19 protein-coding genes and 1 riboswitch are annotated in these 15,698 nt (G+C 51.1%); of the genes, 2 read left to right on the forward strand and 17 right to left on the reverse strand.

The features are described 5' to 3' along the window. On the forward strand, positions 1-426 hold a 426-nt coding region (locus O9139_RS10715), incomplete at its 5' end, for a hypothetical protein (RefSeq protein ID WP_270879470.1). A gap of 66 nt (positions 427-492) precedes the next feature. On the opposite strand, the gene ytfJ is transcribed toward O9139_RS10715, so the two are convergent. From ytfJ to O9139_RS10800, 17 genes are all read right to left on the reverse strand, one after another. Then, positions 493-999, reverse strand: a complete 507-nt coding sequence (ytfJ, locus tag O9139_RS10720; RefSeq protein ID WP_270879471.1) for a GerW family sporulation protein — start codon at positions 997-999, stop codon at positions 493-495. 78 nt (positions 1,000-1,077) lie between these two features. After that, a complete protein-coding gene (locus O9139_RS10725; protein WP_270879472.1) occupies positions 1,078-1,773 on the reverse strand; it encodes a DUF2953 domain-containing protein in 696 nt (231 codons plus the stop codon). Between the two features lie 125 nt (positions 1,774-1,898). Further along, positions 1,899-2,531, reverse strand: a complete 633-nt coding sequence (gene scpB, locus O9139_RS10730; protein WP_270879473.1) for an SMC-Scp complex subunit ScpB — start codon at positions 2,529-2,531, stop codon at positions 1,899-1,901. Next, positions 2,494-3,288 (reverse strand): segregation and condensation protein A, encoded by a 795-nt coding sequence (locus O9139_RS10735; RefSeq protein WP_270879474.1) that lies wholly within the window; start codon positions 3,286-3,288, stop codon positions 2,494-2,496. The genes scpB and O9139_RS10735 overlap by 38 nt, the downstream gene beginning before the upstream one ends. A 15-nt stretch (positions 3,289-3,303) precedes the next feature. After that, positions 3,304-3,945 (reverse strand): site-2 protease family protein, encoded by a 642-nt coding sequence (locus O9139_RS10740; protein WP_270879475.1) that lies wholly within the window; start codon positions 3,943-3,945, stop codon positions 3,304-3,306. Further along, positions 3,945-4,415, reverse strand: a complete 471-nt coding sequence (gene ribH, locus O9139_RS10745) for a 6,7-dimethyl-8-ribityllumazine synthase (RefSeq protein ID WP_270879476.1) — start codon at positions 4,413-4,415, stop codon at positions 3,945-3,947. Before ribH ends, O9139_RS10740 begins: the two co-directional genes overlap by 1 nt. Positions 4,416-4,438: 23 nt before the next feature. After that, positions 4,439-5,665, reverse strand: a complete 1,227-nt coding sequence (locus O9139_RS10750; RefSeq protein ID WP_270879477.1) for a bifunctional 3,4-dihydroxy-2-butanone-4-phosphate synthase/GTP cyclohydrolase II — start codon at positions 5,663-5,665, stop codon at positions 4,439-4,441. Positions 5,666-5,678: 13 nt separating this feature from the next. Continuing rightward, on the reverse strand, positions 5,679-6,344 hold the full coding sequence (gene ribE / locus O9139_RS10755; protein ID WP_270879478.1) for a riboflavin synthase: 666 nt from the start codon (positions 6,342-6,344) through the stop codon (positions 5,679-5,681). Between the two features lie 30 nt (positions 6,345-6,374). After that, positions 6,375-7,481, reverse strand: coding sequence for a bifunctional diaminohydroxyphosphoribosylaminopyrimidine deaminase/5-amino-6-(5-phosphoribosylamino)uracil reductase RibD (ribD, locus tag O9139_RS10760; protein WP_270879486.1), 1,107 nt, complete (start codon positions 7,479-7,481; stop codon positions 6,375-6,377). Positions 7,482-7,707: 226 nt separating this feature from the next. Beyond that, a riboswitch (FMN riboswitch) is annotated at positions 7,708-7,891 on the reverse strand. Positions 7,892-8,168: 277 nt separating this feature from the next. Continuing rightward, complete coding sequence (locus O9139_RS10765; RefSeq protein ID WP_270879479.1) at positions 8,169-8,600, reverse strand: peptidylprolyl isomerase; 432 nt, start codon at positions 8,598-8,600, stop codon at positions 8,169-8,171. 123 nt (positions 8,601-8,723) lie between these two features. After that, positions 8,724-8,909 carry a hypothetical protein gene (locus tag O9139_RS10770; protein ID WP_270879480.1) on the reverse strand — a complete coding sequence of 62 codons (186 nt, stop codon included), beginning with the start codon at positions 8,907-8,909 and terminating at the stop codon, positions 8,724-8,726. Between the two features lie 80 nt (positions 8,910-8,989). Then, positions 8,990-10,321: a diaminopimelate decarboxylase gene (gene lysA / locus O9139_RS10775; RefSeq protein WP_270879481.1), complete on the reverse strand. Its 1,332-nt coding sequence runs from the start codon at positions 10,319-10,321 to the stop codon at positions 8,990-8,992. A 175-nt stretch (positions 10,322-10,496) separates the two neighbouring features. After that, entirely contained in the window at positions 10,497-12,107 is a 1,611-nt protein-coding gene (locus O9139_RS10780) for a spore germination protein (RefSeq protein WP_408638359.1), read from the reverse strand. A 54-nt stretch (positions 12,108-12,161) separates the two neighbouring features. Then, positions 12,162-12,581, reverse strand: a complete 420-nt coding sequence (locus tag O9139_RS10785) for a stage V sporulation protein AB (RefSeq protein ID WP_377524300.1) — start codon at positions 12,579-12,581, stop codon at positions 12,162-12,164. Further along, positions 12,581-13,213 (reverse strand): stage V sporulation protein AA, encoded by a 633-nt coding sequence (locus O9139_RS10790; protein WP_270879482.1) that lies wholly within the window; start codon positions 13,211-13,213, stop codon positions 12,581-12,583. Before O9139_RS10790 ends, O9139_RS10785 begins: the two co-directional genes overlap by 1 nt. A gap of 148 nt (positions 13,214-13,361) precedes the next feature. After that, on the reverse strand, positions 13,362-13,874 hold the full coding sequence (gene def / locus O9139_RS10795) for a peptide deformylase (protein ID WP_270879483.1): 513 nt from the start codon (positions 13,872-13,874) through the stop codon (positions 13,362-13,364). Continuing rightward, complete coding sequence (locus tag O9139_RS10800; RefSeq protein ID WP_270879484.1) at positions 13,871-14,122, reverse strand: helix-turn-helix domain-containing protein; 252 nt, start codon at positions 14,120-14,122, stop codon at positions 13,871-13,873. Before O9139_RS10800 ends, def begins: the two co-directional genes overlap by 4 nt. A gap of 1,198 nt (positions 14,123-15,320) precedes the next feature. Here O9139_RS10800 and O9139_RS10805 point away from each other — a divergent pair. Beyond that, the coding region (locus O9139_RS10805) for a hypothetical protein (protein ID WP_270879485.1) at positions 15,321-15,698 on the forward strand (378 nt) is incomplete at its 3' end.

Consider the following 15,698-nt stretch of genomic DNA (forward strand, 5'->3'; position numbering starts at 1 on the left):
CAGCTGCCGACTCTCCTCCCGAGCACCCTGCAGTCCGATTTCGCCCAATTGCAGCTGCCGACTCTCCTCCCGAGCACCCTGCAGTCCGATTTTGCCCAATTGCAGCTGCCGACTCTCCTCCCGAGCACCCTGCAGTCCGATTTTGCCCAATTGCAGCTGCCGACTCTACTCCCGAGCACCCTGCAGTCCGATTTCGCCCAATTACAGCTGCCGACTCTCCTCCCGAGCACCCTGCAGTCCGATTTTGCCCAATTGCAGAGTCATAATCGCGGTCCACAGGCCAAAACATGCACGCTAAGTAGGCAAATCCTGACTACAGCCACACATCACGGCTTCAGACTGCATTTAGTTGGGCTAATCCGGTCTACAGCAACAGCATACACTCCGCTTGATACCTACTATTACTCTCGCTTCCTAAGCACCTAGAGCTCCCCCACTCACCGCCACAAGCTAGCAACAGCAAAAAAGCTGTCCTCAAGGACAGCTTTCCCTTTACACGATGAAATTTTGATTTTCAACGTTCGTTATCGGCGTCGATGCAGAAGTAGATGTCGACGCGTTAAACGTGCTCGTTTTCGCGCCCATGCCTTTCAGCATGCCTTGAATCTTATCCACCACCTGCGGCGCGGAGTCAATGAGACGTTCCAGAATGTGCGTTTGATTATCAAGCGGCACAACCTTCACGCCACCTTTGCCGACGACCAGGAACGCAATCGGTGTGATCGACACCCCGCCGCCGCTACCGCCGCCGAACGGCAAAGCGACTTTCGCGTTCATCGCGTCGTGCTTATTCATCGTGCCGCCGTCAATCTCGATCTCAGAGTCGGTCACGAACTCACTGCCGCCTGCAGCGAAGCCAAAACCGACTTTACTGATCGGCATAATTACACTTCCATCTGGAGTCTCCACAGGATCGCCGACAATCGTGTTCACGTCGACCATTTCTTTAATATTTTCCATAGCAACTTTCATTAGACCTTGAATCGGATGTTCGGACATCTGGATAATCTCCCTCCTAAAAAAGCTATCATCGTTCTTCCTTAGCGTACCCTCACACGTTTATCGTTATGTACATCTTCATACAGCCGTTTTCGTTCGAGCTTTGATGAGGAGTTGGTACCAAGTGCGGATACCGCCCTTGATCTTCGCTGCCCGCGCAATCAAACGGATTCCGGAGAACATCACGTTCCACAAGCGAATGCGCCCGCCGATCCGCATCTCCGTCGAAAATTGCGGCGCATTATATTGCGGCACGACATCGATCCGCGGCTTCGTCTTTAGTTGGATGAACTTAATGCCGAAGCCAATTAACGAAGACTTAATGCCCCAGATCGCTCCCGTTGTGATTGCCGTTTCCGGAGCGTCGCCGACGCCAATGCGCGTCACCCACTTCAATTCGGTCAGTTCGACCTTGGCTAATGTCTGTTTAAACCAATCATAAAAATGGAGCGTGTTCACCAAAGCAATCTTCGCTTTATTGAAAAACTCCATGACTTTTTCCTTGGTCACATGGTCCTTGGTTTCATCTTTAAGCACGGACTTGTTGTCATCCACATGCTCGGATTTAATCATAATTCCCTTGGCAAAGCCTTTAAATTCGATAATCGGCACCGAGTACCGGTAGCGGATGAGCCCGAACAAAGCTTTCATCTCAACAGTTAGCGTATCATTATCCTTCACCCGCGAAAAGTAAAACTCGCCTTGGATAAAGCTAAACATCGAGATTACAAGCAAGATCACAATCACGATAACAATCAAACCTATCCAAAACAACGCGCATGTCCCTCCTAAACCTCAACGTCTCCCAAATTGCCCGACCTGCATGCAAAAAAACTCCATAACAAGAAGAAATCTTCCTGTCATGGAGTAGTATGACCTTGAAAAGGAAATGAAATGCATTAATCCTCACCGGAGATCGCCCGGTCCATATCTTCAAATGTAATTTGCTTCTGATCGTCGCCCAGCCTGTCGAAGAGCATCCGCGTCTCTTCTTCCAAATCGAAGCTTTCTTGAATCGTCGTTGAATCCGGCAGTTCCGAAATGTTATCGAGCCCAAAATATTCCAGGAACGCTCGCGATGTCCCGTACAAGATCGGTCGGCCCACGGCTTCAGCCCGTCCGACTTCCTCGATCAAATCTTTGGCAGTAAGCGTCTGCAGCGCCCGATCGCATTTTACGCCGCGGATCTCCTCGATCTCAACCCTCGTAATCGGCTGCTTGTACGCGATAATAGACAGCGTTTCAAGTGCCGCTTGCGACAAGGACGAGCGCGAAGGTGTATAGGCAAGCCGTTCAAAGTAAGGCGCATGTTCGGCTAATGTAGTCAATTGATAAGAGCCGGCCACTTCCACGATCTGAATCCCGCGGCCTTTGCGTTTGAAATCTTTTTTCATTTCCACGACCAAATCGCGGACCAAATATACGTCGAGTTCCAACACCTCAGCCAGTTGCTTGGCATCCAACCCTTCGTCGCCTGACGCGAAGAGCAGGCCTTCAATAATGGATTTCACTTGTTGAAAATTGAGCGTCAAGGTCAGAATCCTCCTCTTTCGCATGGATGACAATGTCTTCGAACAGCTGATGCTGGAAGCACACAATTTTTTTCATCTTCATGAGTTCTAATAGAGCAAGGAAGGTCACAACGACTTCCTCACGTGTCATTTCATAATCAAACAATTTGGAAAATAGCAGCTTGCCGCCTTTCGCTATGAGCATATCGACCACTTCATGCATACGGTCTTTAACGGATATTTCATCGCGGCGAATTTTGGCGATCACATTGCGATTCACCATTTTTCGCAGCGTTTTCTGAAATGCAAACAGCAAATCCGCGATTTCCAGCCCTTCAACCGGATTCTCCTGCATAACGGGCATGAACGGTGTCAAATCCTCCGGCTCGCGAGTATAGACCAGACTCCGCTCCACTTCTTTGTCCCTCAGCATGTCCGCAATGGACTTGTATTTGCGGTATTCGATCAGCTTGGCGACGAGCTCAGCGCGCGGGTCTAAATCATCATCATATTCATCGTAATAGTCGTCGTCAAATTCGATCACCGGCGGTTTTGGCAGCAGCATCTTGCTCTTAATGGACAGCAGCGTGGCAGCCATGACGAGAAACTCGCTCGTGACTTCAAGCTCCAATTCTTGCATCGCCTGGACAAATGCTAAATATTGATCGGTAATTTCTTTAATCGGAATATTATAAATATCAAGTTCGTTTTTATCTATTAAATGCAGCAACAGATCAAGGGGGCCTTCAAACGCTTCCAGTTTATATGTGACTTTCATTTCGTTCCCCCCTTGTCATAGTGCAAATATATTCATTACCAAGTGCGCAGCCATCGGGTAAATATGTGCAAGCCCCCATTGACCAAGCGGTGTAATCATCAAAATAAGAACAAGCAGCAATCCATAGCGTTCATTGCGGGTAAACCAGCCTTGATTACGATCTGAAAAGAGACCACGTAGTATGTACCAACCGTCTAATGGATATAACGGCAGCAGATGAATGAGACCAATCAGCAAATTCACAATTATACAATACTGCAGATAAACCCGCCACTCTTCAATCGTAACGGACTCCGGGCTGCCTCCGAATAAGGAAGGCAAGAAAAAGTAAAGCCACCAGAATAGTAAGACAAGCAGCAGATTCATAAAAGGGCCTGCGGCATAAACGAGTGTGTTCGACAGCTTCGGCCGCCAGCGGAATCGGGCAGGATCTACCGGGATCCGTTTGGACCAACCGTAAGGTCCGAAGACAATCATCGCTAGCCCCAAGGCATCTAAATGAGCCAAGGGGTTTAGCGATAGTCTATGATTCTCCCGTGCTGTCCGATCGCCGAGCAGCCAGGCTGCGCCTGCGTGAGCCGCATCATGAAACGTCATGGCGATCAAGAAGGCGAACAGCCTGGGCAGCAGCGTCTCCAGATGGAAGTAAGCCAGCATTAGGAGCTGAATTGTTTGGTCAGATTCGCCATTTCAATCGCTGTGACAGCAGCTTCCCAGCCCTTGTTGCCGGCTTTCGTGCCCGCGCGCTCGACTGCTTGTTCAATCGAATCGGTCGTCAGGACGCCGAACACGGTAGGTACGCCTGTCTTCAGGTTGATCGCCGATACGCCTTTCGCCACTTCACTGCACACGTAATCAAAGTGTGGTGTGGAACCGCGGATGACTGTGCCAAGGGTAATGACGGCGTCGTATTTTCCACTCTCTGCCATCTTCTGGGCAATCAAAGGAATTTCGAAAGCGCCAGGCACCCATGCGATTTCCACTTCATCTTCCTGAACGCCATGGCGTTTCAAGGCGTCTTGCGCCCCGCCAAGCAATCTGGATGTAATAAATTCGTTAAAACGACCAACAACGATACCATATTTTAAATTTTGCGAGACTAAGTGACCTTCATAAATTTTTGCCATGTTCAGTTACTCCCTTTCACTATTTAAATGCCGCTTCCGGAATCGTGGAATTCTAGCATATGTCCAAGTTTATTTTTTTTGGTTCGCAAATACTCGTAGTTATGTTCCTTGCCCTCCATTTGAATGGGCACACGTTCGACAACCTCCAGGCCGTAGCCTTCCAGACCTTTGATTTTGCGCGGATTATTCGTTAGCAGGCGAAGCTGGGTGATGCCCAAATCTTTTAAGATTTGCGCGCCGATCCCGTAATCACGAAGATCCGGAGCAAAGCCAAGCTTTATATTCGCCTCGACCGTATCCAATCCCTGCTCCTGCAGCACGTAAGCTTTCAATTTATTAATTAAACCAATGCCACGGCCTTCCTGTCGCATATATAATAATACACCAGCGCCTTCTTCATCAATCTGTTTTAATGCGGCGGCAAGCTGAGGGCCGCAATCACAGCGGTGTGAATGGAAGACATCGCCGGTTAAGCATTCGGAATGCACGCGCACGAGCGTCGGCTTTTCCGGGTCAATCGTCCCTTTCACCAGTGCGACATGCTCCTTCTGATCCAGTTGGTTCGTATAAGCGATAGCCCGGAACGTGCCATAGTCGGTCGGCAGGTTTACTTCCACTTCGCGTTCTACCAGCTTCTCCTTCTGATTCCGGTAATGAATCATATCCTGGATCGTAATAATGCGGAGGTCATGCTTGGCTGCAATCTCCATCAGATCCGGAACGCGGGCCATCGTACCGTCTTCCTTGATCACTTCGCAGATTACTGCGGAAGGATAGGAGCCGCACATTCTAGCCAGATCGATAGCCGCCTCCGTGTGACCCGCCCTGCGCAGCACGCCGCCCTTTTTGGCAATCAGCGGAAAAATGTGACCCGGTCTGCGGAAGTCCTGCGGCCTCGTCCGCGAACTGATCAGCGCCTGCACCGTCTGCGAGCGCTCATGCGCGGAAATGCCGGTACTAGTCTCGATATGATCGACAGATACGGTGAAAGCCGTTCCGTGATAATCGGTGTTACGCGCTACCATCGGCGGCAAATCCAGCTCCTGCGCGCGCTCTTCCGTAATCGGCACACAGACAAGCCCTCTACCTTCCTTGATCATAAAATTAATGACTTCAGGGGTTGCTTTTTCGGACAGCGCAATGAAATCCCCCTCGTTCTCACGGTCCTCATCATCGACAACGATGATGACTTTCCCTTGCATCAGATCTTGAATAGCATCATCAATAAGATTGAATCGAATCTCTGCCATGTTCACCCCTCCTTCACATGAATCCATGCTCGGCTAGAAAGCTCGCTGTTAAAGCGCCTTGCCGCTTACCGCCCGTTTCTGCAGGCGCATGAAAACCGAGCAAACGCTCCATGTATTTGCCTAATACGTCACATTCAATGTTGACGGTATCGCCGGCCTTTTTATCATTGAGTACGGTTTGCGCCAGCGTGTGCGGAATAATCGACACGGATGCATCGCGCTCGCTTACACTGACAACCGTCAAGCTGATGCCATCGATCGTGATCGAGCCTCCGGCGAGTATATATTTGAAAATGCTGGGATTCTCCGGTTCGAACCGGAAGACAACCGCATTTTCTTCCGGCACGCGGGATACGATCGTAGCCGTCGTATCCACATGCCCTTGCACGATGTGACCGCCGAAGCGGCCGTTCGCTGGCATCGCGCGCTCCAAATTGACGCGGGTGCCGTTCTGCAGTTTGCGCAAGTTCGTCTTGCGAAACGTCTCCGGCATCACATCGACGGAGAAGGAATCCGCGTCAAAAGCAATGACGGTCAGACATACCCCGTTGACGGCAATGCTGTCGCCAAGATGAACGTCTTCCAGTATCTTCCTAGCGCTGATCGTCAGCACCATCGCCTGCCCTTGACTATGAATGCGGCGCATGTGGCCGATTTCTTCAATAATTCCGGTAAACATGCTTACCTCTCCCTTCCTTCCAACGCCGGTTTACGCGTATACCGGATAGCCCGTCACGCATATATCCGGTCCGATCGTCTCGACCTGCACACGATCGAGGGTGATCGCCTCCGCCATCTTCGCAAAGCCGGCGAAGCTTAGGTTCGCTGGTGCTGCGCTGCCGCCGCCGATAATTTTCGGCGCATACATCAGCACCACCTTATCCAATAGGCGCCGCTCCAGCATGGCGCCGCCCAATTGGCCTCCACCCTCTAAGAGGATGGAGCCGATCTCCAGCTCGCCAAGCTTCTGCATGGCGAGTGTCAGATCCACCTGCGGGCCGTCGCCGCAGGTGAGCACTTGCACGCCGCGCGCTTCCATCGCGGCGCGCCGTTCAGCGGGCGCCTGTGCGCTCGCGAGCAGGATCGTCGGCTGACGGTCCTGCTCCTGGAGCACGCGGGCGTCCAGCGGAATGCGCAGGAGCGAGTCTGCGACGATCCGTACCGGCTGCACAGCCGGCACGTCACCGCGCGCGCTCAGCAGCGGATCATCGGCGATGACCGTGCCTGCGCCGACCATGATCCCCTGGTGCCGGTGACGCAGGGTATGCACAAAGGCGCGCGACGCCTCGGACGTGATCCACTTGCTGTCGCCGGTTTTGGAGGCAATCTTGCCATCCAGCGTGCTCGCCGACTTCAACGTCACGAACGGCATGCGTGTGACGATGTACTTGTTGAACACCTCGTTCATCGCCGAGGCTTCCGCTTCAAGCAGCCCCACGGTGACATCGATACCGCGGTCCCGCAGCTTCGCGATCCCGCTTCCCGCTACCTGCGGGTTCGGATCTGTACCGGCAACGACGACACGCGCGACGCCGGCTTCGATAAGCCGGTCGCTGCAGGGTGGCGTCTTCCCGTAATGGCTGCACGGCTCTAGCGTGACGTAGGCCGTGCTGCCTCTGGCTTCTTCGCCTGCCATCTGCAAGGCAAGCACTTCCGCATGCCCATGGCCGCGCTTTAAATGCGCGCCCATTCCGACGATGCGCCCGTCTTTCACCAGGACGCAGCCGACCACTGGATTAACGCCCGTTTGACCTAATGCGCTCTGCGCCAGCTGCAGCGCAAGCCGCATGTAAGCTTCATCATTGAGCAGTTGCATGCCGCTCACCACCTCTTCCAAAAGGGTCATGAAAAGCAAAAAAGCCCCATCCGCTGTTGGATAGGGGCAAGAGATTTTTAGGGTACACGAAAAAGCTTCGGCCAGCACGACATTTTTGCACATCAAACAACACCCGGCACCCGCTGCTTCAAAAAAAGACAGACCCGCCGAATTTTGTTGTTCATGTGAAAAAATGTACATACATACTAGCGAATCAAGTGATCGCGTTCTCCTTCTCCCATCCAGACTATACTGTCGGTCCCGGATTTACACCGGGTCAGCCGTAGCGAAGCTGTTGTCAGGTGCCGCTGAGCTTCAAAACGGGTCACGGACTGAACGATCCGAGACCATCTAGGTCTCTGGGTCGTATCACCGCCGGTGTGGAATTTCACCACGCCCCGAAGGTTGATAAACGTTGGAACGATATGGGCTCCAACAGCTTACCATTGTATCAACTTACCATCAAAAAGCAAAAAAAGCAAGATCAGCTTGTCCCTAATGTCAGTTTTGACCAAAAAAAAAGGAGCCAAACCTGGAACGAACGATACCTCCAAATGTTAGACGATCCTAACCATCTGGGGGCCGCTTCATTCCAAGCTTAGCTCCTTATTCGCAGCTTGTCCTCTTCGCATGCAACCATGCTTGCGAGGATACGCCTTCAGTCAAGTTGTAAGATTCAGCGCTACATTACGCTTCTACAACTTCTACTTTTTCCATCAAATCTCTGCCTTTGAAAGCATCTACCAACTCCATACCTTTGACAACTTTACCGAATACAGTATGTTGTCCATCCAGGTGCGGTTGCGGTGCGTAGCAGATGTAGAACTGGCTGCCGCCTGTGTTACGGCCAGCATGTGCCATAGCGAGTGTGCCGCGCTCATGTTTGTTCGGGTTGATTTCACAGTTGATTTGGTAACCAGGACCGCCAGTACCTGTTCCGTTCGGGCAACCGCCTTGAGCAACGAAACCTGGGATAACACGGTGGAATACAAGTCCATTGTAGAAACCGGAATTTGCAAGTTTCTCGAAGTTCGCTACCGTATTCGGAGCATCTTGCTCAAAAAGATCGATGACGACTTCGCCGCCACCGGCTAGTTTAATTTTTGCTTGTTTGGCCATTAGTGGTCCACTCCTTTAGACAATATGTTCCTATTCTACTATGAAAGCTTGGATTTCACAAACCTTCTTCGATATGGCGCATAAAAAACCGCCGGATCCTTGTAGAATCCGGCGGTTTACAAGTTATGTGGTTTCACGTTCCATGACTTCGTCCAACGATTCGCTGTGCATGTTCTGTGCGGCTTCCTGAACGCTCTGATCCACGGCATTCAATCCTTGCATCTGCTCAGCGGCTTGCGCCTGGTTGTTCAGTTGGTCTTCGACCTGCCCGATCCCGTGAGCTTCCTGCTGATTTTTGCTTTTGGCCATTGTTTGTAATCTCCTTACGTCATAGGTAGGTTCGGTTCAACGAACTTTACTATATCCGAAAGGAGCCGTCTTTATACGGCTTATACCGTGCTGCTGACTTGGTTCATGCGGGCTGGAACGACGTCATTGCCGACGATGTCCGCATACGATTCCCGTTTCACGACGAGATCGCTTTGCCCATCCTTGACGAATACGACCGCAGGGCGGCGAATCCGGTTATAATTGCTGGCCATCGAGTAGTTGTAAGCCCCTGTGCAGGATACGGCCAGGACATCCCCGGCCTTCACTTGCGGCAGCTTCAAATCCCAGATGAGCATATCGCCGCTCTCACAGCATTTGCCGGCAATCGATACCAGCTCTTCCGGCGCTTCCGTAGCCCGGTTAGCCAGCATCGCTTCGTATACGGCTTCATAGAGTGCTGGGCGCGGGTTATCCGTCATACCGCCATCGACGGCTACATATTTGCGCACGCCGGGAATTTCTTTGGTCGTACCGACCGTATATAACGTCGTCCCTGCATCCCCGACGATGCTGCGGCCTGGTTCTACCCAGATCTCAGGCAGCGGGTAATCATTTTTGGTAAAGTTGATTTTAATGGCGTCGGTAATTGCTTTCACATAAGCCGCTACGGAAAGAGGTGTATCGCCTTCCACATAGCGAATCCCGAAACCGCCGCCAAGATTGATCACTTTGAACGTAAACCCGAGTTCTTGACGCACTTGCACGGCAAAACCGGCTACTTTTTCAGCGGCAATATAGAAGCCTTCCACTTCAAAAATTTGTGAGCCGATGTGGGAATGCACCCCAAGCAGCTCGATATGACTCAGCTGTATAGACTCCTGAACGGCGCGGAGAGCGGAACCGTTGCCCAAATCGAAGCCGAATTTGGAATCCATTTGGCCTGTGGAAATATATTCATGCGTATGCGCCTCAACGCCAGGGGTAATACGCAATAAAATTTTGACTTTCTGACGCTTCTCACTGGCAATCTCATTGAGCAAATGCAGCTCGATAAAGTTATCGACAACAAAGCAGCCAATCTTGGCGTCAATCGCCATGGCAATCTCTTCCGGCGTTTTGTTATTGCCGTGGAAGTGGATGCGCTCGGCTGGGAAGCCCGCTTGCAGCGCTGTGTACAGTTCGCCGTCGGACACGACATCCAGCGACATGCCTTCTTCGCTCACGATGCGGCACATGGCCATGACGCAGAACGCTTTGCTGGCATAAGCGACTTGATATTTGAAGCCTGACGCTTGGAAAGCTTCTACAAATTCTCTGCAGCGCGTGCGAATCAGCGCCTCATCGTACACATATAAGGGTGAGCCATATTCGGCAACCAGCTTCGTCGCGTCGACACCGCCGATTTCGAGGTGGCCTTGATCGTTAATTTTACTTGTACCGTGTAAATACATAGCTTTGGTTTCCCCTTTTCCTGAACATGACTTTGCCATTTGCTGTCGTATATTCCGTAGCGCATTTTATAAGCATTTCTATTAAAAGTACCATAAGGAAAGCGCTTTTGACAATAAGCTCTTTCGATAAGAAAGCAAAAAGGACATGGCCTCTGCCAGTCCTTTTTGCGTGGGCTTATTCAGGTTGTCGGGTCCCGTCAACCGGCTTCGTCAGACTCAGCCTTGTTTTGCTGGCAAGTACGGGCCGCCGCAGCAGGATGGCGAAGAAGCTTTTGGCGTTGAACGGAATTAACGGCCACATATATGGCGAGTTGAAGGAACGACGCGTCGCCAGCCATAGCAACCAAACGGTACCGCCGACGATAAGCCCCGGCACGTTAAAGATGGAAACGATGACGAGCAGCACCAGCCTCGTGATCCGGTTGGCGAGACCGAGCTCATAGCTCGGTGTGGCGAACATGCCGATCGACGCCAGCGCCAGGTACAGGATCACCTCGTTGATGAAGAGGCCGGTTTTGACGGCGATGTCGCCGATCATAATCGCCGCGACCAAGCCCATCGCGGTTGCCAGTGGTGTCGGCGTATGAACAGCCGCCATGCGCATCAGATCGATGCCGATATCGGCGAGCAGGAACTGAACGAGCAGCGGCAGCGTGCCTTGTTTTTGCGGGCCGAGAAACTCTAAGCCTGCCGGCTTCAACGATGGTTCCATGACCATCAGGTACCAGAGCGGCAGCAGGAAGATCGAGGCGGCGATGCCGGCGAAGCGCACCCAGCGCAGGTACGTGCCGATGAGCGGCGTCTGCCGATACTCTTCAGCATGCTGCACATGATGGAAGAAAGTCGTCGGCAAAATCATCACGCTCGGCGAAGTATCAACAAATACGCAGACATGGCCTTCCAGCATGTGAGCGGAGACAACGTCCGGCCGCTCCGAGTAGCGAACCATCGGGTACGGGTTCCAGCCTTTGTTGATAATGGCCTCCTCCAACTGCTTATCGCCTAGCGGCAATCCGTCGATTTTCACCTGCTTGATTTTATCCCTGACCGATTCCACCAGCGTGGAGTCTGCGATATCTGAAATATATCCGATACAGACATCCGTTTTAGTGCGGTCGCCGACCTCGACGATTTCCAGCTTCAAGCGCTCATCCCGCAGCCTGCGTCTGACGAGGGTGACGTTGATCAGCAGCGTTTCTACGAAGCCGTCGCGCGAGCCGCGAACGACCCGTTCCAGGTCGGGCTCTTCCGTAGAGCGAGCGGGAAAGCTTTTGGCATCAACCGCAATCGCCGATGTTTCGCCTTCGATGAATATCGCCGTGCCCCCCATAAGGACTTGGCCGACAATCTCGGACATTTTGGCGTATTCTTTGACTTGAATATGCGGAATCAGATATTCCATAAAAGATTTCACCGTATGGTGAGCCACCGAATCATCGCCCGCATAAGACAACCGGGTCATTATATCGGTCACGACGGTATCTTTGGAAAAGCCATTGCAGAAGAAGAACGCAACCCGCTTGGAACCGAACACCATCTCTCTGAACACGAGATCGAAGCTTTTATTCAGTCCGACGCGCTCTTCCAGGACCCGCTGCACATCCTTGATTCGCGAAGGAATGTCCTCTTGTACTTTCAACGCTTTTTCTTCCGCGGTCAACTCTGTTTCCGGATTGTACGGGGTCAGATTGCCATGTTCATCAATGGCCAGCTTCTGCTCCTGCTGCTGACCTTCCACTTCAGCGGCTTTCTTCTCGCCCTTCTCCTCGGCATCAGTTTTCACAATTACTTTCACCTAAGACCCTCCCTCATTATCCGTATAACTTTTGTCGCTTAGCGCCTAATAGAACAGCCACTCAAACAACGAACCGATGACTTTGCCAAAAATCATCGCCATAAGCAAGACGATCATATAGGAATCCATCCCGACCCGCTTGGCCAAAATCGGCAGGACATTCACAATTTCTGTCAGCGCTGCTGCGAGCATCCCGACGAAGCAGCCAGCGAATAATCCGACGAAAGCCGCCCCCAGCGGAAAAGCATGCAAATTCATATGGGCAAAATCCACCCAAGTAAACACAAGTGAACCGAGTACGACAGCGGCCTCATAGGCATGTATCTGTTTAAAAGACCGAGTGAGCTGGGCCAGGCGCGGGATAATGTCCAGCACGACCAAGAAAGCCACCATCCCGCTTCCTACGGCAATCCCTCCAGCCAGGCCGATAAAAGCCGTCACCACAGCTTCCAGCAGCTGCAAGATCAATTGAGGTCGTCTCCCTTATGGATTTTGCTGTACTCTTCCGTAATCACATAATGGTTCACATTCTCTTGATACATGAACATTTCCACTTCCAGCGGACTCGGTTCTTCGTTGAATTTCTTTTTAAACAAGTGATTGAAAAAAATGACCATTCCCACGCCGATCCCGATCGAGTACGGAATTTGCAAAATCAGCGGATGCTCGACCTTCTTCCCTGTCATCAGCTCATAAATGCGCTGGTGCACTTCCAGCATGCTGACATCGGCATGAAAGTTCATAATCGCCAGTCCGGAGCCGATGAACAGCAGCAGCCAGACGACACCGATTAGAAGCGGACTCGGCTTTTTATTATCCGAATAAATTTCCAGCAGCACATGCGGCTCGCCAAAATGTTCGATTTGCAGCTCCGGGCAGCGCTCCTTCACTTTTTTCACGATTAACATCATGTCAATGAGGACGCGGTTTCCGTCTTCGTGCTGCGGATGATGGATGACAAGCCGATTCAAGCGGTCCTCATATTCGGGCGGGGCAATCATCTGGGCGATATCACATAAATGCACAGGTCTTCCTTTACGAACGCGAGCTCTCCGGCGCAGCCGGATGTACAAGTACAAGGCGGCAGCTTCTCCCATCCTCTCACTTCCTTTACCCTCCATCTATAGGAGTAGTATGCAAAATCTGACTTGCGCGTAATCATCGCCGCTTTTGGTAATTCCTCCTATTTGGCTCCCGCGCAAACAAAAACCGCTTACACCTCATCTAGAGGTATAAGCGGTTCTATTAAGCTCGCGTCAAACGTTGCGCCTCCATCAAACTTACGCGGTGCTTCGTTTTTTCGTGAATAAGATAAGGCTCCTTCATATGATCGATAAACAAGATGCCGTCCAAATGATCGATTTCATGCTGTATGCAGCGGGCAAGAAAGCCCTCGGCTTTCATCTCTACAGCTTCTCCCAGGCGGTTGTTAAAGCGGATTTGCACCGCTTGCGCCCGTTTCACATTCCCCAAATAACCGGGAAAAGATAGACATGCTTCTGTACCGAATTGCTCCCCGTCCATCACCACAATCTCCGGGTTAATCAGTTCGATCAACCCGCTGCCATCATCGATCACGGCCACCCGCCGCAAAATGCCGATCTGTGGAGAGGCTAATCCGGCGCGCCCTTCTTTGGCATATAACGTGTCCGCCAAATCATCCAGCAGCTTGAACAGCTTCTCGTCAAAAGCTGTGACCGGCCTTGCTTTCTTCCTTAGAATCGAATCTCCGAACGGAAGTATAGTGCGCTGTGTCATCGCTGATTCGCCTCCTTCGCTTCTACCTGCGGCGTGAACACCCATAAATCGCCCGGCGTGCAGGCCAGTGCGGTGCATAGCGCATCGAGGGTCTCCGCTTTCACTTGCTTGGGCTGTTCGTTAATCAACGCGCTGATGGAAGGCGCGGATAAACGATAATCGGACTTCTCGAGCAGCAAGCGGGCGAGCGCCGCCCCTGTCCAGATCCCCCGCTCTGCCATTACGTGCCTAAGCATCCATCTGATCATGGGTCCCTAAACTCCGATCATTATTTTAGGTATAGGCTAAAATAGTTAGGTAATACCTTAATTTTAATTTAAATTGGGATGATGTCAATTATTACCTAAGATTTTTTAAGACATGAAAACGCAACAAAAAAAAGATAGATGACTTTTGTCACCTATCTTTTTTGCTCAAGTAGTCCCAAGTGTATAAACTGACACGATGAATATCAGAGGGAATAAGATAGAAAATAGTATATTTTGTTTAGGTTTATTTTTCAAAGCATTCACACTCGATTGGCTTTTAATTTACTACATAAGAATACTGGACTTGTACAATTCCACCCGCTTGACTCCTTAACGAAACATCATACAAGTTAATCTTTTTTGTTGGATAGAACTGGATGCGTATAAGTGATTTTGTGAAATGTAGTAACAATAATAAGATCATTCGTACTTTTGTCAGCACTTTTAGTTCCTGGACTGTAAAGCCCCGAAGTGGCCGTACTATTGATAGAAACACTATTTATATGAAGCTTAAACGTACCATTCCCTGAACCACTTGGGGTATTCGTATTATAATTTACAGTAAATACCTTTGTATCACCTGAACCTATTACATTTGTGAGAGTTAAAGTATAATTATAACTTAGTATTTGCAATTACAGTATGTGTACTAAAACCAGGTAGTGCTCTTACTTTTGAAACCTCTTGATTGGCAATTTTAGCCGTAGCAATAATGCTCTCATCACACGCAGCCCATATATTAGATTCTGATATATTATACATAATATGGTAATTAATAAAAATATTATCATATATTAAGATGAAATCACAAGAAAAAAATGTATAATTGTCCCATTATGTTAAAAATAACAGTTCGTTACTAGAGGGGGCAACCTTAGAGGCTAACAGAGCATATTGGATGATTCGAGGAGTTCAGGCTGCCCTTGCTTCTCCCCCAATTGTCCTAATTGGAATGCCGGCTAATCCAAAGGATAAACCCGAAAATTGCCCCTGCAGTCCGGCGAAACCGAACTGCAGCGAGGTAATTGCGCAGGCGTGGCTGCTGCAATTGGGAAAAGCCGGACTACAGCGCGGATGGGAGTGCGGGCGAGCGCTGTAGTCCGGATAAACACAATTGCCGAGCCCCAAAGGGGACGCCGCTCGCAAATCCAAGCCTGCAGTCCGGCGAAACCGGACTGTAGCGAGGAAATTGCGCGGCGTGGCTGCTGCAATTGGGAAAAGCCGGACTACAGCACGGATGGGAGTGCCGGCGAGCGCTGTAGTCCGGATAAACCCAATTGCCGAGCCCCAAAGGGGACGCCGCTCGCAAAACCAAGCCTGCAGTCCGGCGAAACCGGACTGCAGCGAGGAAATTGCGCGGCGTGGCTGCTGCAATTGGGAAAAGCCGGACTACAGCGCGGATGGGAGTGCCGGCGACGCTGTAGTCCGGATAAACCCAATTGCCGGGCCCCAAAGGGGACGCCGCTCGCAAAACCAAGCCTGCCTGCAGTCCGGCGAAACCGGACTGCAGCGAGGAAATTGCGCGGCGTGGCTGCTGCAATTGGGAAAAGCCGGACTACAGCGCGGATGGGAGTGC

It is taken from the genome of Paenibacillus aestuarii, from assembly GCF_027789125.1.
Taxonomy (GTDB): domain Bacteria; phylum Bacillota; class Bacilli; order Paenibacillales; family NBRC-103111; genus Paenibacillus_E; species Paenibacillus_E aestuarii.